General features: G+C 50.7%; 16 protein-coding genes. 7 read left to right on the forward strand and 9 right to left on the reverse strand.

Annotated elements, in window-relative coordinates; genetic code table 11:
• Positions 1–91: 91 nt before the first annotated feature.
• Positions 92–583 (forward strand): YajQ family cyclic di-GMP-binding protein, encoded by a 492-nt coding sequence (locus tag HMPREF3119_RS09345; protein ID WP_004236442.1) that lies wholly within the window; start codon positions 92–94, stop codon positions 581–583.
• A gap of 42 nt (positions 584–625) precedes the next feature.
• Here HMPREF3119_RS09345 and HMPREF3119_RS09350 read toward each other — a convergent pair whose 3' ends face one another.
• The 9 genes from HMPREF3119_RS09350 to HMPREF3119_RS09390 all read right to left on the reverse strand — a co-directional run bounded on the left by HMPREF3119_RS09350 (position 626) and on the right by HMPREF3119_RS09390 (position 10,401).
• On the reverse strand, positions 626–1,987 hold the full coding sequence (locus HMPREF3119_RS09350) for an MFS transporter (protein WP_064483448.1): 1,362 nt from the start codon (positions 1,985–1,987) through the stop codon (positions 626–628).
• A gap of 108 nt (positions 1,988–2,095) precedes the next feature.
• Complete coding sequence (cyoE, locus tag HMPREF3119_RS09355; protein WP_025151752.1) at positions 2,096–2,980, reverse strand: heme o synthase; 885 nt, start codon at positions 2,978–2,980, stop codon at positions 2,096–2,098.
• Between the two features lie 11 nt (positions 2,981–2,991).
• Positions 2,992–3,324 (reverse strand): cytochrome o ubiquinol oxidase subunit IV, encoded by a 333-nt coding sequence (locus tag HMPREF3119_RS09360; RefSeq protein WP_004236445.1) that lies wholly within the window; start codon positions 3,322–3,324, stop codon positions 2,992–2,994.
• Complete coding sequence (locus HMPREF3119_RS09365) at positions 3,324–3,938, reverse strand: cytochrome o ubiquinol oxidase subunit III (protein ID WP_004240400.1); 615 nt, start codon at positions 3,936–3,938, stop codon at positions 3,324–3,326. Before HMPREF3119_RS09365 ends, HMPREF3119_RS09360 begins: the two co-directional genes overlap by 1 nt.
• Positions 3,928–5,919 carry a cytochrome o ubiquinol oxidase subunit I gene (cyoB, locus tag HMPREF3119_RS09370; protein ID WP_004240399.1) on the reverse strand — a complete coding sequence of 664 codons (1,992 nt, stop codon included), beginning with the start codon at positions 5,917–5,919 and terminating at the stop codon, positions 3,928–3,930. The genes HMPREF3119_RS09365 and cyoB overlap by 11 nt, the downstream gene beginning before the upstream one ends.
• Before the next feature lie 3 nt (positions 5,920–5,922).
• Positions 5,923–6,882, reverse strand: coding sequence for a cytochrome o ubiquinol oxidase subunit II (cyoA, locus tag HMPREF3119_RS19140; protein WP_046024039.1), 960 nt, complete (start codon positions 6,880–6,882; stop codon positions 5,923–5,925).
• Positions 6,883–7,238: 356 nt separating this feature from the next.
• Complete coding sequence (locus HMPREF3119_RS09380) at positions 7,239–7,997, reverse strand: nucleoside-specific channel-forming Tsx family protein (RefSeq protein WP_004236449.1); 759 nt, start codon at positions 7,995–7,997, stop codon at positions 7,239–7,241.
• Positions 7,998–8,238: 241 nt separating this feature from the next.
• Complete coding sequence (gene ampG, locus HMPREF3119_RS09385) at positions 8,239–9,726, reverse strand: muropeptide MFS transporter AmpG (RefSeq protein ID WP_004240396.1); 1,488 nt, start codon at positions 9,724–9,726, stop codon at positions 8,239–8,241.
• A 93-nt stretch (positions 9,727–9,819) separates the two neighbouring features.
• Positions 9,820–10,401 carry a YajG family lipoprotein gene (locus HMPREF3119_RS09390; protein ID WP_004240394.1) on the reverse strand — a complete coding sequence of 194 codons (582 nt, stop codon included), beginning with the start codon at positions 10,399–10,401 and terminating at the stop codon, positions 9,820–9,822.
• A 178-nt stretch (positions 10,402–10,579) separates the two neighbouring features.
• Here HMPREF3119_RS09390 and bolA point away from each other — a divergent pair, with 178 nt between their 5' ends.
• The 6 genes from bolA (at position 10,580) to hupB (ending at position 17,814) form a co-directional block, all read left to right on the forward strand.
• Complete coding sequence (gene bolA, locus HMPREF3119_RS09395; RefSeq protein ID WP_015422960.1) at positions 10,580–10,909, forward strand: transcriptional regulator BolA; 330 nt, start codon at positions 10,580–10,582, stop codon at positions 10,907–10,909.
• Between the two features lie 270 nt (positions 10,910–11,179).
• Entirely contained in the window at positions 11,180–12,490 is a 1,311-nt protein-coding gene (gene tig, locus HMPREF3119_RS09400; protein WP_004236454.1) for a trigger factor, read from the forward strand.
• 267 nt (positions 12,491–12,757) lie between these two features.
• Entirely contained in the window at positions 12,758–13,378 is a 621-nt protein-coding gene (gene clpP / locus HMPREF3119_RS09405) for an ATP-dependent Clp endopeptidase proteolytic subunit ClpP (protein ID WP_004240392.1), read from the forward strand.
• A gap of 108 nt (positions 13,379–13,486) precedes the next feature.
• Positions 13,487–14,767, forward strand: coding sequence for an ATP-dependent protease ATP-binding subunit ClpX (clpX, locus tag HMPREF3119_RS09410; RefSeq protein WP_004236456.1), 1,281 nt, complete (start codon positions 13,487–13,489; stop codon positions 14,765–14,767).
• Between the two features lie 193 nt (positions 14,768–14,960).
• Entirely contained in the window at positions 14,961–17,318 is a 2,358-nt protein-coding gene (lon, locus tag HMPREF3119_RS09415; RefSeq protein WP_024474593.1) for an endopeptidase La, read from the forward strand.
• Between the two features lie 220 nt (positions 17,319–17,538).
• Positions 17,539–17,814 carry a nucleoid-associated protein HU-beta gene (gene hupB / locus HMPREF3119_RS09420; protein WP_004240390.1) on the forward strand — a complete coding sequence of 92 codons (276 nt, stop codon included), beginning with the start codon at positions 17,539–17,541 and terminating at the stop codon, positions 17,812–17,814.
• Positions 17,815–17,881: the final 67 nt, after the last annotated feature.

The raw sequence follows: 17,881 nt of genomic DNA on the forward strand, positions 1-17,881 counted from the left end.
ACCTTAGTAAATATAGCGGGAAATATAGTGCTTTTGTTGGTTTGATAAACCCGGTATTATGCCGGTCAGTTGAATATAGGGAGGTCTTCCGATGCCATCATTTGATATTGTTTCTGAAGTTGAATTACATGAAGTGCGCAATGCCGTGGAAAACGCACAGCGTGAAGTGACCAGTCGCTGGGATTTCCGCAACATTACCGCCACGATTGAGCTCAATGAGAAAAATAACAGTGTTAAAATGACCAGTGAATCTGATTTCCAGGTCAATCAGCTGGTTGATATTATGCGGGAAAAACTGGCGAAACGCGGAATCGACGGTGCGTCTCTGACGGTACCGGATGAGATTGTTCACAGCGGTAAGCTGTACAGTGTTGAGGCAACCCTGTTACAGGGGATCGATGCTGCACTGGCGAAAAAAATCGTCAAGCTGATCAAAGACAGCAAACTCAAAGTGCAGGCGCAAATCCAGGGAGAAGAAGTCCGTGTGACCGGCAAATCCCGTGATGATTTACAGTCTGTTATGGCACTGGTACGCGAAGGGAAACTGGGGCAGCCTTTCCAGTTCAAAAACTTCCGCGACTGAGTGTTATCCGGCAGCCTGCATCAGCATGGTTGCCGGTTCCTGTCAGCCCTGTAAAACGGCTTCGAGTTGTTTGCGGTTTGACAGTCTGGTATCCGTTTTCACATACACCGCCCGTTCCTGCGCAATAATCACCACATCACGCACACCCGGCTGTCCGCGTAATTTCACGGCAATATCCGGATTATTCACGTCATTTTCCGGTAACTCCAGACGCAGGCTGCTGACATACGGCGGCTGACGCAGTGTCAGACTGACAGCCAGCCAGATAAGTGTCAGTATGAGACCACCGCCGAAAACCGTTACCGCACCATTGATGCCGTAGAGCAGGCCGCCGAGGCTGCCACCCAGCGCCACGCCGATAAACTGGCTGGTGGAGTAGATCCCCATCGCCGTCCCTTTGTAGCCCGCCGGCGCTTCTTTACTGATCAGTGACGGCAGAATTGCTTCCATTACATTGAAAGCGATAAAGAAAATCTGTAATCCGCCGTAAAGCAGCCACAGATTTTTGCCTGCCAGCAGAAACACGATTTCTGCCAGCGCCATCATAACCACGCAACTGACAAAAACCTGCTTCATTTTGCGGTACTTTTCCGCATAAATAATAAACGGCAGAACAGATACGAAGGCGATCAGCATCGTGTACAAATATGCTTTCCAGTGAGATTCCCGTGCCAGCCCAGCATCACTCATTACCAGAGGAAGCGCGACAAAGGTGGCCATCAGCAGGGTGTGCAGGGCGAGGATCCCGAAATTCAGCCGGGCGAGCTGTTTATCCATCAGCACCTGTTTAATCGCACCTTTTACCACGGCGGTTTCCCGGTTCTGGCGGTGCTCTTTGTTGTCCGGCACCACATACAAGGTGATGAGGATCCCGAAAAAGGCGAGCAGGGCAATGCCCCAGAACAGGCCGGACAGACCGACGATATCCGCCAGTACCGGGCCGAGTACCAGAGCGACCGCAAAGGTTACCCCGATACTGATACCGATAAACGCCATCGCTTTAGTGCGGTTCTGTTCACGGGTGGTATCGGACAGTAACGCCATGACGGCGGCGGAGATCGCCCCTGCGCCCTGGAGTGCCCGTCCGGCAATCACGCCGTAGATAGAGTGGCTGAGTGCGGCAACAATACTACCCGCCATAAAAATAATCAGCCCGCCGACAATCAGCGGCTTGCGGCCGATTTTGTCAGAAAGCAGGCCGAAGGGGATCTGGAAGATGGCCTGGGTCAGGCCGTAGACACCAATGGCAAAGCCTATCAGGGTGCTGGTGGCGTCTTTAAAATCGAGTCCGAACGTGGTGATAACAGGCAATACCATGAACATGCCGAGCATGCGCAGAGAAAATACCGAGCCTAACCCCCAGGTCGCACGACGCTCAAGCGGGGTCATTTTATTATCGTTCATGGGATAACCTCAAAAAGACAGACACCACATTCTAATGAGATTTGTGGTTTTTACTAAACACAAAATGGCAGGGGAGCCCTGCCATTTTGTTATTACAGAAAGTGTGTGTTAACGACTGTAGGCCAGCAGAACATCACCGGAGACGCTCGGGTCAACAGACATCATCACACTGAGTGACGTGATAGCGACAATGGAGAACACGAACAACTTACGCGCCCAGACACGATCATTGGTTGTCTTATAGCCCGATAACGCCATACCCAGCCACCAGACACTGACTGCCGCGGCGACAATCAGGTATTTATATCCCGCATACCCGCTGATGGCGAGCATCAGTGTGGCAAACATAAAGGCGATGATGTACAGGATAATGTGGTTTTTCGCCACAGAAATACCTTTAATCACCGGCAGTACAGGGATATTGGCCGCCTGGTAATCTTTGAAACGGAAGATGGCAATCGCGTAGGAGTGCGGCATCTGCCATAAACTGAAGATTAACAGCAGGATCAGTGCGCCGGTATCAAACTGGCCTGTCACTGCGCAGTAGCCGATAACCGGTGGTGCGGCACCGGACAGGCTGCCGACCAGTGTGCCGTAGACCGATTTGCGTTTCATGTACAGGCTGTAAACCCCGACATAAACCACAAAGCCGACAACAGCAATCAGCATTGCCACCACATTGGCTGCCACTAACAGCAGCACCATGCCGGCAATACCCAGCACAGAGGCATAAACCAGACTGATTTTCGGGTCAATAAGCCCTCTTACCAGAGGGCGGTTTTTCGTGCGTTCCATGACGGAGTCGATGTCGCGGTCAATGTAATTGTTAAAAACACAACCGGAGGCCACGACCAGCGAGACACCGAGCAATGTCGCAATGAACAGAGGGTAATCAATGTCACCTTTGGAGGCGAGCAGGAATCCCCCGACCACAGAAATTAAATTTCCGAAAATAATTCCCGGTTTGGTCACTTGCAGGTATTGCTTCATCATATCGGCAACTCTTAATCAACCATCATATTGATGTTCAGGTTGTACATAATCCACAGTGAACCCACGACCACGATACCGATAATGAGGAGCGTGAACAGGAACGCAATCAGGTTCCAGCGCTCTTCAGACGCGGTATTCATGTGCAGGAAGCACACCAGGTGAACAAGAATCTGAACAACAGCAGTAATCACAACAGTCGCCAGCAGAACAGATGTTGAGGCGGTTCCCTCAATCACCATATAAAACGGGATGACTGTCAGAATGACCGACAATATAAAGCCGATCAGATAGGTTTTCACACTACCGTGGCTTGCCCCGGTACCGGCTGTATTTGAATGACTCATTACAGTGCCCCCAACAGATAAACAACGGTGAACACACAAATCCAGACCACGTCCAGGAAGTGCCAGAACAGGCTTAAGCAGTTCAGGCGGGTTTTATTCACTTCGGTCAGGCCGCGGCGGCTGGTCTGGATGATCATGATGATGATCCAGATAAGACCGGCTGTGACGTGAAGACCGTGTGTTGCCACCAGGGTGAAGAAACCGGACAGGAAGCCGCTGCGGTCAGGGCCGTAACCTTCGCTGATTAATTCATGGAATTCATAGATTTCCATCGCCACGAAGCCGAGGCCGAACAGGAAAGTCACAAATAACCACAGATTAACCTGACCCACCTGATTGCGGTTCATTGCCAGCATGGCAAAGCCGTAGGTGATACTGCTGAATAACAGCAGGAAGGTTTCCACCAGTACAAACTGTAAGTTAAAGATCTCTTTGCCGGTCGGGCCGCCGGCGGTGCCGTCTTTCAGCACCACATAAATGGCGAACAGACTCGCAAACAGAATCAGGTCACTCATCAGGTAGACCCAGAATCCGAAGACCTTGGTCGCGCCTGCATCGTGATGCCCATGATTATCATGGGCGTTATTATGTTGAGTCAGGGTATTAGTTGACATTATCCACACCTGCCTTGCTCAGTTGTTCATAGTGGGCGTTTTCGATTTTTTCGACTTCAGCCACAGGAACATAGTAATCCACATCTTCGTCGAAGCTTTTTGCAATCCAGGTGACGATCATGCCGGCGAAACCGACAATAGCGAGCCACCAGATATGCCAGATCATGGCGAAACCAAAGATCAGGCTGAAACCGGCGATAATCACACCTGCTGCCGTGTTTTTCGGCATATGAATTTCTTCATATTTTGCAGGACGTTTATGCGCGGTGCCTTTTTCTTTCATATCCCACCATTCATCACGGGACTGAACATCCGGTACTTCAGCAAAGTTATAGAACGGAGGTGGTGAAGAGGTTGCCCACTCCAGCGTGCGGCCGCCCCACGGATCCCCGGTAAGGTCGCGGTTCTGGTCGCGGTCACGGATACTGACGTAGAACTGAATAACCTGGCACAGAATACCGACACCGATAATCGCCACGCCGACCGCTGCGATTAACAGCATGGTGTGGAAGGTCGGGTCAATGTTCTGGCTGATACGGCGGGTCATTCCCATGAAGCCCAGCACGTAAACCGGCATAAAGGCAACAAAGAAACCGATGAACCAGCACCAGAATGCGCGGACACCCCATTTTTCGTTCAGGGTGAAACCGAAGGCTTTCGGGAACCAGTAAGCGGTACCGGCGAAGCAACCGAAGACCACACCGCCGATGATGACGTTATGGAAGTGTGCAATCAGGAACAGGCTGTTATGCAGGACAAAGTTTGCCCCCGGCACGGCCAGCAGAACCCCGGTCATACCACCGACGGAGAAGGTGATAATAAAGCCGACTGTCCAGAGCATCGGGGTTTTGAACTCGATACGACCCTGATACATGGTAAACAGCCAGTTGAATATCTTCACCCCGGTCGGAATGGAGATTATCATCGTGGCGATACCGAAGAAGGCGTTGACGTTCGCGCCGGAGCCCATGGTAAAGAAGTGGTGCAGCCAGACGATAAAGGACAGAACAGTAATCGCGATAGTTGCCCATACCAGTGAGGTATAGCCGAACAGGCGTTTTTTCGAGAATGTCGCAGTGACTTCAGAGAAGACCCCGAAGACCGGCAGAACCAGGATATACACTTCCGGGTGGCCCCATGCCCACACCAGGTTGATGTACATCATCATGTTGCCGCCCATATCATTGGTGAAGAAATGGGTGCCCAGGTAGCGGTCTAATGTCAGGCCGGTTAAGGTGACAGTCAGAATCGGGAATGCGGCGATAATCAGGATATTGGTACAGAATGCCGCCCAGGTAAAGACCGGCATTTTCATCATCGACATACCCGGTGCACGCATACGCAGTACGGTGGCGAAGAAGTTCACCCCGGTCAGCAATGTACCGATACCGGATATCTGGAGACTCCACAGCCAGTAATCGACCCCGACACCAGGGTTATATTCCAGTCCCGACAGCGGCGGATAGGCCAGCCAGCCGGTCTGTGCAAATTCCCCGATACCCAGAGAGATATTCACCAGCATCACGCCGACCACGAAGAACCAGAAGCTCAGGGAGTTCAGGAACGGGAAGGCAACGTCACGGGCGCCGATCTGTAACGGTACAACCAGGTTCATCAGGCCGACAACAAACGGTGTCGCGACGAAGAAGATCATAATAACGCCGTGGGCGGTAAAGATCTGGTCGTAGTGTTCAGGCGGCAGGAATCCGGCTTCACCGGCAGACGAAAGGGCCTGCTGGGCGCGCATCATAATGGCGTCAGCAAAACCACGGATAAGCATCACCATCGAAACGATGATGTACATAATACCGATTTTTTTATGGTCAACGGTGGTTAACCATTCAGTCCATAACCACGTCCATTTGCGGAAGTAGGTGATAAGACCGACAAGTGCAGCACCACCCAGAATGATACCCAGTACCGTAATAACAACGATAGGTTCATGCAGAGGGATGGCATCCAGTGTTAATTTTCCGAACATGCTTTACCCCTCATTCCCGGCATGAGCTGCAGGCATATGGCTGCTGTGTTCATCTGCGCTCATGTTCATCATTGAATGGCTTTCGCCTTCCTGTGTCTTCCCGGCACCGTGGCCGCTGTGACCAAATTTGTTAATGGTGTCCACAAACAGATTTGGTTTGACCGCGGAGAAATAGACAACCGGGTTGTTCACACTCGGTTTTGCCAGTGCGTCAAACGCTTCGGTGGTGGTCAGAGTGTCCGGTGAGGCTTTCACCTTCGCAACCCACTCATCGAAGGCTTCGCGTGTCGGGGTGGCAGTGGCGGTAAATTTCATGTCAGAGAAACCGTGGCCGCTGTAGCTGGCAGAAATGCCTTTGTACACGCCCGGCTCTTCCGCAATCAGATGCAGTTTGGTCTGCATACCTGCCATCGCATAAATCTGGCCGCCTAACTGCGGGATGAAAAACGAGTTCATCACAGAATCAGAGGTGATTTTGAAATTGACAGGAACACCGACAGGGAATGCGATCTCATTGACAGTGGCAATGCCTTGATCCGGATAGATAAATAACCATTTCCAGTCCATTGAGATAACCTGGATGGTAACAGGCTCCTGGTCACTGACCAGCGGCTTGTACGGATCCAGCTCATGGGTGGTTTTCCATGTAATGGTACCCAGGATCAGAATGATAATGATCGGAACAGTCCAGACGACCAGCTCGATTTTATTGGAATGCGCCCAGTCAGGACGGTAAGTTGCTTTTCTGGTTTCCCGGTAACGCAGGGCAAAAACGATTGCCATGATAATGACCGGAATAACCACAATGAGCATCAGACCAATGGCGGTTAAAATCAGTGTTTTTTGCTCAGCACCGATAGTGCCTTTCGGGTTCATCAGTGCCATATCGCATCCGCCCAGCAAAAGTGCAGATGCGAGCAGCGAGATTACCCCAATACTCTTTTTGTAGTTCATAAGTCTCATCCAACGACCCCAAAAACAAAGGTACTCAAGTACTCTTGTCGTTTCATCAGTCCGCACATATTACGGCAAGGTAAGATCAGTGTAAATATATGTAATAAGATTGGTTGGTTTGTTGCCTCTTTATGTTAAAAGGATCACAAGTGAGCCAATTTTTATGAAATCGTGAAATAAAAATCACAATTTTAACAATCAGGAGACAAATTTATATTTAAGCTTAGATTAGGGAAGGAAATACCGAAAGGATGAAACACTGATTATTACACTTTATGTGACGTAATGGTGAAATTTTTTTGTTCAGAAACAGTTTCCTGGTAAAAATACGGGGGTTTTTGCCCCCCGCAGCGAAAAAATGTGATCTAGAAGTTATATTTTATGCTGTAAACCACAGCCTGCTGGTAAAAATCCTCACCCAGTTTGTTATCCGCATAGCGGTACTGAATGCCGGTTGTCACTGACGGAACCGGTGTCCACCATAAGGCCAGCGCGCCGTTGACGCCGTCACGCCCGCCGTTGCCGTAACGATCGTTGCGGTTAAGCTCGATTTCGTTCCAGTTGGTGACGCTGAATTTTTCATTCCACAGGTTAAAGTCATAACCGGCAACCCAGCCGAGAACATAACCGTTGTTGCCGCTGTAAAACGTTTGATCAACATAGTGCAGGGCAGCAAACGGTTTAAACCATAACCCGTTGAATTCAGTGTTATAACCGATACCGTACAGGGTGTTCACTTCATGGAAGTTACCGCCGTTACCCGGCAGAGAGTAGGTACCGTAAACATGACCGTAGGCGTTGAAACCGGTATCACCGAGGTAGATACGCGCCGTGGTTTTGAAGGTGTAACGCTGGTTATCACCGGCATCGGAATCGTTTTTACTGTTAAACGCGTTCTCGAGGTCGAAGAAACCATAGAGCTCACCCCAGCTGAAACCGGCACCGCCCTCAAGCTCGAGATACGCAAAGTCATCCTTATGCGTGCTGTTGCCGCTCTTGTGAGTGGTATGCGGAGTCCAGTCCAGATAGTTCATGCTGACGTTAGCAAATCCCCACTGATATTCAGCCTGCGCAGAAAACGCGGCGGTTGCAGCGATCAGGGCTGCAATAGTCGTTTTTTTCATAATTTATTAGCTGTTTATTTGGTCGTTAAAGAGTACAGAAGTCAGAAGTAACAGCGCGAATATAGGGTGAAGGCACAAAAAGGAAAATGGGTGATGTGACGTATTTGTGGTTTTGAATGTAATTTTAAGAAATAAATTACAAAAATTGTGACTTACATCTAAAATTAAACATGAAAAAAGCCGGTAAAAACCGGCTTTATAAACTTTTGATTGAATTTTTTCTGATATTCGTAACAGCCTGTCAGGCCAGTTTATCGCGGCGGAGTGCACAATAATCGAGCAGCCCGCCGAGGAACAACCCGGCAATACCGATATTCAGGCCGTAAATAAACAGGTCGCCTTTCAGCGTGTCCGGAATAAAGCCCGGAGTCAGTTCAAATACCCCGATCAGCAGCAGGATCAGGCTGGCTGCGAACAGTACTGCGGTGATACCGAGCAGTGACATCGCCGTCCGGTAGCCGTTGCGGAAGTGCTGCCTCGGCAGAAACTGCTCCGTTTTCTGGGTGTATAGCAGCGTTTTGCGGCACAACATCAGCAGCAGCAATCCCGGAATTGCGGCAAACACGGTGAACAGATAGAACCAGCTCCAGCCGTAGGCCTCCACCATCCAGCCGGCAAACGGGCCGGTATAGACGCGGCCGACAGCAGACAGTGCTGACAGCAGGGCAAACTGTGTGGCGGAGAAGGACCGGTTACAGAGTGTCATCAGCAGGGCGACAAAGGCGGCTGTGCCCATCCCGCCGCAGATATTCTCGATAAATACCACGCCGCCCATCATATAGATATTTTGTGGTGTGACAGATAACACCCAGTAGCCGAGGTTGGAAAATCCCTGCAGGATCCCGAAGAACATCAGGGATTTAAACAGGCTCCAGCGCTGCATCAGATAACCGCCGTACAGGGCCCCGACAATCGTGGCGGCCAGCCCCAGGGTTTTATTGATAAGTCCCACTTCGTCCGGACCGAACCCGGCTCCGCGGATCAGAAACGGTGTGCTCAGTGTCAGGGCGAAGGCGTCCCCCATCTTATAAAGGACGATCAGCAGTAACAGCAGCCAGGTGTTGTTACGGGAGAAAAACTCCGCCAGCGGCTCCCGGACAGCCTCACGCAGTGTGCGCGGCGGCGGGGCATCGGTTTCCGGCTCTTTTGCGCGCAGTGTGGCGAACACACCAATCAGCATCATCGCCGCCATCAGCAGGTACATATTCTGCCAGCCGGTATAACGGTGGGCGATAAACAGCGCCAGCCCGCCGGAGAGCAGCATGGCCAGCCGGTAACCTAAGGTTGATATCGCAGCCCCGGTACCGCGATCTTTCGCGGACAGCAAATCCGTTTTATAGGCATCAAAAATGATGTCCTGTGAGGCGGAGCAGAAAGCGACAATCGCGGCGGCAGCAGCCAGCCACCAGAGGTGTTCCGTCGGTTTCAGCATCCCCATACCGGCGATACTGACAACCAGCAGGAGCTGGGTGGCGATCATCCAGCCGCGGCGGCGTCCGAGGAACGGCAGCTGGTAGCGATCCATAAACGGTGCCCACAGGAATTTAAACACATAGGCCTGGCTGACAAGGGTGAAAAACCCGATGGTCCTGATATCCACGTTTTCGACGGTGATCCAGGCCTGGAGTGTGCCGCTGGTCAGTGCCAGCGGTAATCCGGATGCGAAACCGAGCAGTAAAAGAATACGGGCATTACGCTCGCTGTAAGTCGCCCAAATACTCCGGAGCATGATTATCCTCACACGCCGCAGACTGCGGCGCATTGACAGTGACTGAAAACAGCGGGCCGCCCGGCGTTATCCGGCAGCAGGCGGCACGGCAGATTAGTAGCGGGTGTTCTGCTTAATGAACTGGCTGATTTGGGTATCCTGAGCCATGTCCGCGACGATATCGCTGAGTGCGCGGTTAAAGGCGTCAGTGATTTTTTCATTGCTGGCGCTTAACGGGCCCTGCACATTATAGCTGGTGCGGAAAGTCCGGCTCTTTGTGCTGTTATTCTGCGCGGTGGCGAGAATGGTAATATCAATATTGACGGTGATATTATGGCGCAGGCTGCCTTCCTGTACATCCGCCTTAAAGGTATTGATGGAAATCTGCACATTGGCATTTGCCGGTGAGCCAATCATAAAACCGCGCGCTGTCATCTGTTTTTCCAGGGTTTCCTGCATCAGGAAACGCAGGTCACGGGACGGGCGCAGCTGTGCCAGCTGGCCGTTACGGCTGAATTCGGCCAGAGTCTGTGACGGGCGTTTATCCACACCGGTAATCGAGATAGTGGCGGCACCGAGCGTCGGATCCGCAGACGGTAATTTCATCACCGGTTCAATGGACAGGGTGTTGGACGGCGCCTGACACCCGGCCAGTAAGAGCATTGCGAACAGCGGGAGGAGGTATTTTTTCAACATAATATGAATCCGTTACAAGTTGTTGAAGTCAGTCACAGCACCGGATAAACGCCGGGGTGTGAGTGTTCGGCTTAACGCATGATGATAATCGGCTTTATCCGCGAATGGTATGGATTTTGATAAAAAACTCACTACACTGAGCTTTCTCTGAAAGCCAGTATTGACCGGAAGGATAGTTATGTCGGCATCATTTCCTGCTGTAATGCAGCAGCGTATTGAAGAAAAACTGAATCACGCGCTTGCGCCTCATTATATCAGTGTGGTGAATGAGAGCAGCCAGCACAATGTTCCGGCGGGATCGGAAACCCATTTTAAGGTGGTGGTGGTCAGTGAGACCTTTGCGGGCATGCGCCCGGTGGCACGTCACCGTCATATGTACACGCTGCTGGCTGATGAGCTGGCTGGCGGGGTTCACGCTCTGGCGCTGCATACTTATACCCCGGATGAGTGGAATCACAGTCAGGGCGGGGTGAATCCGTCCCCGCGTTGTCATGGTGGCGGAAAGTAAGCCGCTGTTTGAGTGAAAAAGCAGCGCACAGCACAAAATTTAACAGAAAAAGGGTGAAATTCAGACTCTTTTGTCTGCACTTCTCGACGCGGCCTGTCAGCATCGCTATAATGTCGCGTCTGAAATTCCGTATGGTTTCGGGACGCTTCTGAATATAAGGGAACTCGGTTTTTAAATGCGACCGCCCCGGTTCATTATCGTTTCACACAGGCATCGGGCCGGTGTGAGATATGGAGTTGACCGAGCAATAGACTTTTTTGAGGTAATAAGATGCAAGTTTCTGTTGAAACGACTGAAGGCCTTGGGCGTCGTGTATTAATCACCGTTCCTGCAGCCGATATTGACAAAGAAGTAACTAAACAATTAGCTGAAATCGCCAAGAAAGCACGTATCGACGGTTTCCGTAAAGGTAAAGTGCCGCACAACATCATCAAACAGCGTTACGGCGATGTGGCGGTTCAGGATGCACTGAGCGACCTGATGTCACGTAACTTTGTCAGCGCTATCATCGAAAACAAAATCAACCCTGTCGGCGCGCCTGACTACAAAGTTGATGAGCCGTATAAAGAAGGTCAGGATTTCACTTACACTGTTGAGTTCGAAGTCTTCCCTGAAATTGAGCTGAAAGGTCTGGAAACAATCGAAGTTGAAAAACCGGTTGTTGAAGTTAAAGACGAAGACATCGACGGCATGGTTGAGACTCTGCGCAAACAGCAGGCTGAGTGGAAAGTGACTGAAGGCGCAGCTAAAGCTGACGATCGCATCACTATCGACTTCACCGGTTCTGTTGACGGCGAAGAGTTCGAAGGCGGCAAATCTTCTGATTTCGTCCTGGTCATGGGCCAGAATCGTATGATCCCGGGCTTCGAAGACGGTATCGTGGGTCACAAAGCCGGTGAAGAATTCGACATCGAAGTGACATTCCCGGAAGATTACCACGCTGAAAACCTGAAAGGGAAAGCAGCGAAATTCGCTATCAGCCTGAAAAAAGTGGAAGAGCGCGAACTGCCGGAAATGACTGAAGAGTTCATCAAACGTTTCGGTATCGGCGACGGTTCCCTGGAAGGTCTGAAAGCGGAAATCCGCAAAAATATGGAACGCGAACTGAAAAACGCAGTACGCAACCGTATCAAAACCCAGGTTATCGACGGTCTGCTGAAAGCAAACGAAATCGATGTACCGAAAGCAGCTGTTGACAGCGAAATCGAAGAACTGCGCCGTCAGGCGGCACAGCGTTTCGGTGGCTCTGAAAAACAGGCGATGGAACTGCCTCGCGAACTGTTTGAAGGTCAGGCTAAGCGCCGTGTAATGGTTGGTCTGCTGTTAGGCGAAGTGATTTCTTCTAACGAACTGAAAGCCGAAGACGATCGCGTTAATGCGCTGATCGACGAAATGGCATCAGCGTACGAAGATCCGGCTGAAGTTGTGGAATACTACAACAAAAACAAACAGATGATGGATGGTATCCGTAATCTGGCACTGGAAGAGCAGGCTGTTGAAACTGTTCTGGCGAAAGCAAAAGTGACAGATAAAGAAACCGGCTTCACTGATCTGATGAACCAGGTTCAGGCAGCAGGTTAATCCTCTCTCTTTGTGAACGGCCGAAGGCTGTTTATCTGATATAAAACCGCAGGCAATGTGTATTGTCTGCGGTTTTTTCGTCATTTCTGACAATATTCCTTGAAAACTGCGGTGGTTATCCCCCATATTTGCCATACAGGGTATCTGCCGGACAGTATATGCTGCTTATGTGACCGGATCGCGTATAGCGCATGGTCATCGCACCGGATCTCAAGTAAAATAACCGGTATCCGCCAGGCACCAATAAAATTCAATCAGGAGATGGACATGTCATATCACGACAATCAGGATACTTTCGCACCCAACATGGCGCTGGTGCCGATGGTTATCGAGCAGACTTCACGCGGTGAACGCTCCTACGATATCTATTCCCGTTTATTAAAAGACCGTATTATCTTTTTAACCGGCCAGGTTGAAGATCATATGGCAAACCTGATCGTGGCACAGTTACTCTTCCTGGAAGCTGAGAACCCGGAAAAAGACATCAGTCTTTATATCAACTCGCCGGGCGGCGTGATCACCGCAGGGATGTCCATTTATGACACCATGCAGTTCATCAAACCGCAGGTCAGCACCATCTGTGTGGGCCAGGCCTGCTCAATGGGTTCTTTCTTACTGGCGGCAGGTGCGCCGGGCAAACGTTACTGTCTGCCGAACTCCCGGGTGATGATTCACCAGCCGCTGGGCGGCTATCAGGGACAAGCCACTGATATTGAAATTCATGCTCAGGAAATTCTGAAAGTGAAAGCGCGCATGAATGATTTATTAGCTCACCATACCGGTAAATCCGTTGAGGAAATTCAGCGTGATACCGAGCGTGACCGCTTCCTGTCCGCGAAAGAAGCGCAGGAATACGGTCTGGTTGACCATATTTACACACACCGGTAAGTAACACAGGCACTGCCCGTATCCTGCCGGGCGGCAGGGTACTGCGGTGCTGTGACATTTTTTGCGGCTCACAGGCGGTGAGCTGTACTGATTAAGTGAGGTTTACTGATGACAGACAAACGCAAAGACGGTTCAGGAAAGCTGCTGTACTGCTCTTTCTGCGGAAAAAGTCAGCATGAGGTTAAGAAACTGATTGCCGGCCCGTCAGTGTATATCTGTGATGAATGCGTTGATTTATGCAACGATATTATCCGTGAAGAAATTAAAGATCTGATCCCGGCCCGTGGCAGTGAGCGCAGTGAACTGCCGACGCCTCATGAAATTCGTCAGCACCTCGATGACTATGTCATTGGTCAGGAACTGGCTAAAAAAGTGCTGGCAGTCGCGGTATACAACCACTACAAACGTCTGCGCAACGGCGATAAAACCGCTGACGGTGTGGAACTGGGTAAAAGTAACATTCTGCTGATCGGCCCGACCGGCAGCGGTAAAACCCTGCTGGCTGAAACTCTGGCCCGCTACCTGGATGTGCCGTTCACCATGGCGGATGCCACCACACTGACCGAAGCCGGTTATGTGGGGGAGGATGTCGAAAACATCATTCAGAAGCTTTTACAGAAATGCGACTATGATGTGGAGAAAGCACAGCGCGGTATCGTCTATATTGATGAAATCGATAAAATCTCCCGTAAATCAGATAACCCGTCGATTACCCGTGATGTTTCCGGTGAAGGCGTTCAGCAGGCTCTGCTGAAACTGGTTGAAGGGACTATCGCTGCTGTTCCGCCGCAGGGCGGGCGCAAACATCCGCAGCAGGAGTTTTTACAGGTTGATACCTCGAAAATTCTGTTTATCTGCGGCGGGGCGTTTGCCGGTCTGGATAAAGTGGTCGGTCAGCGTCTGAACACCCGTTCCGGTATCGGTTTCGGTGCGGAAGTGCGCGGCGAGAAAGACAAAGCGACAGAAGGCGAATTACTGGCTCAGGTTGAACCGGAAGATCTGATCAAATTTGGTCTGATCCCGGAATTTATCGGCCGTCTGCCTGTCGTGGCAACGCTCGGTGAACTGAGTGAGGATGCGCTGATTCAGATCCTTCAGGAACCGAAAAACGCGCTGACAAAACAGTATCAGGCGCTGTTCAGCATTGAAGATGTTGAACTTGAGTTCCGCCGTGAAGCACTGATTGCCATTGCGAAAAAAGCCATGAACCGTAAAACCGGTGCCCGTGGTCTGCGTTCCATCGTTGAGGCTGCGTTGCTCAACACGATGTATGATTTACCGTCGATGGAAAATGTCGAAAAAGTGGTTATCGATGAAAACGTGATAACCAACCAGACCGAACCGATGCTGATTTACCGCAAACCGGAAGCTCAGGTTTCCGGCGAGTAACGGAAAGTTAGCGCAGTTGTTATCAATATTAACTAAATGAGGGAATTTTCCCTCATTTTGCTTTTCTTACTAAATAAAGTGTTGAATGTGAGAAATGCATCCCCATATATTGATTATTCTATGGAGTGGAACCCGTGATAACGCGTTTCACGACGTTCCCAACAAGGCGTAAGCTAAACGAAGAGAGTGCTCTATGAATCCTGAGCGTGCTGAACGCATTGAAATCCCGGTACTGCCTTTGCGCGATGTGGTGGTCTACCCCCACATGGTTATTCCTTTATTTGTCGGGCGCGAAAAATCTATCCACTGTCTGGAAACAGCGATGGATATGGATAAAAAAGTGCTGCTGGTAGCACAAAAAGAAGCGTCAACGGATGAGCCGGGCGTCAATGATTTATTTTCCGTCGGGACAGTCGCGTCTGTATTACAGATGCTGAAACTGCCGGACGGCACCGTCAAAGTGCTGGTCGAAGGCCTGCAACGTGCGCATATCAAAACATTAAGTGACAACGGAGATTTCTTCTCTGCCCAGGCAGAGCTGATGGAATCCCCTGTCGTGGACGAGCGCGAGCAGGAAGTATTGCTGCGCACGGCGATCAACCAGTTTGAAGGCTATATCAAGCTGAATAAAAAGATCCCGCCGGAAGTCCTGACATCTCTGCACAGTATCGACGATGTCGCCAAACTGGCTGACACTATCGCTTCCCATATGACACTGAAATTACAGGACAAACAGTCTGTTCTGGAAATGTCAGATGTGGTTGAGCGTCTCGAATATCTGATGGCGATGATGGAATCGGAAATCGATCTGTTACAGGTTGAGAAACGCATCCGTAACCGCGTCAAAAAGCAGATGGAAAAAAGCCAGCGCGAGTACTATCTCAATGAGCAGATGAAAGCTATCCAGAAAGAACTGGGTGAGATGGACGACGCGCCGGATGAAGCAGAAGCGCTGAAACGCAAAATCGAAGAAGCGCAGATGCCGAAAGAGGCAAAAGAGAAAGCCGAAGCGGAATTACAGAAACTGAAAATGATGTCGCCGATGTCAGCGGAAGCGACGGTTGTCCGCAGCTATATTGACTGGATGATTCAGGTTCCGTGGGTCAAGCGCAGTAAAGTGAAAAAAGATCTGCTTAAAGCGCAGGAAATCCTCGACAGTGACCATTACGGCCTGGAGCGGGTGAAAGAGCGCATCCTTGAATATCTGGCGGTACAAAGCCGTATCAGCAAAATCAAGGGGCCTATCCTGTGCCTCGTCGGACCGCCGGGGGTGGGTAAAACCTCTCTGGGGCAGTCCATTGCCCGTGCAACCGGCCGTAAATATGTCCGTATGGCGCTGGGCGGCGTGCGTGATGAAGCGGAAATCCGCGGTCACCGCCGTACCTACATCGGTTCTATGCCGGGTAAACTTATCCAGAAAATGGCAAAAGTTGGCGTGAAAAACCCGCTGTTCCTGCTGGATGAAATCGATAAAATGTCATCGGATATGCGCGGCGATCCGGCTTCCGCACTGCTTGAGGTGCTGGATCCGGAACAGAATATCGCGTTTAACGATCACTACCTGGAAGTGGATTACGATCTGTCCGACGTCATGTTTGTCGCGACATCCAACTCCATGAATATTCCGGCACCGCTGCTGGATCGTATGGAAGTGATCCGTCTGTCCGGTTATACGGAAGATGAGAAACTCAACATTGCCAAGCGCCACCTGCTGCCGAAGCAGATTGAGCGCAACGCACTGAAGAAAACCGAGCTGCATATTGATGACAGCGCGATCCTCGGCATTATCCGTTATTACACCCGTGAAGCGGGCGTGCGCGGACTGGAGCGTGAAATCTCCAAACTGTGCCGTAAAGCGGTGAAACAGCTGCTGATGGATAAGACACTGAAACACATCGAGATTAATCAGGACAACCTGAAAGATTACCTGGGTGTGCAGAAAGTGGATTACGGCCGTGCTGATACTGAAAACCGTGTGGGCCAGGTTACCGGTCTGGCGTGGACAGAAGTCGGCGGTGACCTGCTGACCATCGAAACCGCAGCGGTTCCGGGTAAAGGGAAACTCTCCTACACCGGTTCACTGGGTGAAGTGATGCAGGAATCTATCCAGGCAGCGTTAACCGTGGTGCGTGCCCGGGCGGATAAATTAGGGATCAACAATGATTTCTATGAAAAACGCGACATTCACGTCCACGTACCGGAAGGTGCAACACCAAAAGACGGCCCGAGTGCCGGTACCGCAATGTGTACCGCACTGGTTTCCGCACTGACCGGTAACCCGGTACGTGCGGATGTGGCGATGACCGGGGAAATTACCCTGCGTGGTCTGGTGCTGCCAATCGGCGGTCTGAAAGAAAAACTGCTGGCAGCACACCGCGGCGGCATTAAGACTGTTCTGATTCCGGACGAAAACCGCCGTGATCTGGAAGAAATTCCGGATAACGTAAAAGCGGATCTGGATATTCATCCGGTTAAAACAATAGATGAAGTTCTTTCACTTGCCTTAGTGAATCCTGCTTTTGGTATGGAAGTGGTAAGTAAAAAGGCGTAGGAAATAGTGACCTGCGTCAAGAAGTTCAGATAAATAAAGGGCTGACAGGTACTTTAGGACTTGTCAGCCTTTTTTTGTCCCGCTAATTTAGCGAACATTCTTACGAAACATGCGAAGTCTGCAATCTTGCCAAGAGCGAAAAGGCTTGATATAACGGCTGTGGCTGTCAGGAACATACTTCGTAAATCCGGGCCGAAAATTCTGAAAGGGGATGATAATAGTGAATAAGTCACAATTGGTCGATAAAATTGCTGCAGACGCTAATATTTCTAAAGCTGCGGCTGGTCGCGCGTTAGATGCAATTATTGGTTCAGTAACCGATTCTCTGAAGGGCGGGGATGACGTGGCTCTGGTTGGTTTCGGTACTTTCACTGTTCGTGAGCGTGCAGCACGTACAGGCCGTAACCCGCAGACCGGAAAAGAGATCAAAATCGCCGCTGCGAAAGTCCCGGCTTTCCGTGCAGGTAAAGGTCTTAAAGACGCAGTAAACGGCTGAGTTTTTCCTCAGGCTCCGGGATATTTATCTGTCCCGGGCACAAAAACCGTATAAAGCTAAACAGGAA

The sequence above is a fragment of the Morganella sp. HMSC11D09 genome (assembly GCF_001807955.1).
Taxonomy (GTDB): Bacteria; Pseudomonadota; Gammaproteobacteria; order Enterobacterales; family Enterobacteriaceae; genus Morganella; species Morganella morganii.

Excerpts from the sequence above, each read along its gene's own strand:
- HMPREF3119_RS09380 (WP_004236449.1), bottom strand. The coding sequence starts at position 7,997 with ATGAAAAAAACGACTATTGCAGCCCTGATCGCTGCAACCGCCGCGTTT.
- HMPREF3119_RS09365 (WP_004240400.1), bottom strand. The coding sequence starts at position 3,938 with ATGTCAACTAATACCCTGACTCAACATAATAACGCCCATGATAATCAT.
- cyoE (WP_025151752.1), bottom strand. The coding sequence starts at position 2,980 with ATGATGAAGCAATACCTGCAAGTGACCAAACCGGGAATTATTTTCGGA.
- cyoB (WP_004240399.1), bottom strand. The coding sequence starts at position 5,919 with ATGTTCGGAAAATTAACACTGGATGCCATCCCTCTGCATGAACCTATC.
- bolA (WP_015422960.1), top strand. The coding sequence starts at position 10,580 with ATGTCGGCATCATTTCCTGCTGTAATGCAGCAGCGTATTGAAGAAAAA.
- HMPREF3119_RS09350 (WP_064483448.1), bottom strand. The coding sequence starts at position 1,987 with ATGAACGATAATAAAATGACCCCGCTTGAGCGTCGTGCGACCTGGGGG.
- clpP (WP_004240392.1), top strand. The coding sequence starts at position 12,758 with ATGTCATATCACGACAATCAGGATACTTTCGCACCCAACATGGCGCTG.
- tig (WP_004236454.1), top strand. The coding sequence starts at position 11,180 with ATGCAAGTTTCTGTTGAAACGACTGAAGGCCTTGGGCGTCGTGTATTA.
- HMPREF3119_RS09360 (WP_004236445.1), bottom strand. The coding sequence starts at position 3,324 with ATGAGTCATTCAAATACAGCCGGTACCGGGGCAAGCCACGGTAGTGTG.
- HMPREF3119_RS09345 (WP_004236442.1), top strand. The coding sequence starts at position 92 with ATGCCATCATTTGATATTGTTTCTGAAGTTGAATTACATGAAGTGCGC.
- lon (WP_024474593.1), top strand. The coding sequence starts at position 14,961 with ATGAATCCTGAGCGTGCTGAACGCATTGAAATCCCGGTACTGCCTTTG.
- ampG (WP_004240396.1), bottom strand. The coding sequence starts at position 9,726 with ATGCTCCGGAGTATTTGGGCGACTTACAGCGAGCGTAATGCCCGTATT.
- cyoA (WP_046024039.1), bottom strand. The coding sequence starts at position 6,882 with ATGAGACTTATGAACTACAAAAAGAGTATTGGGGTAATCTCGCTGCTC.
- clpX (WP_004236456.1), top strand. The coding sequence starts at position 13,487 with ATGACAGACAAACGCAAAGACGGTTCAGGAAAGCTGCTGTACTGCTCT.
- HMPREF3119_RS09390 (WP_004240394.1), bottom strand. The coding sequence starts at position 10,401 with ATGTTGAAAAAATACCTCCTCCCGCTGTTCGCAATGCTCTTACTGGCC.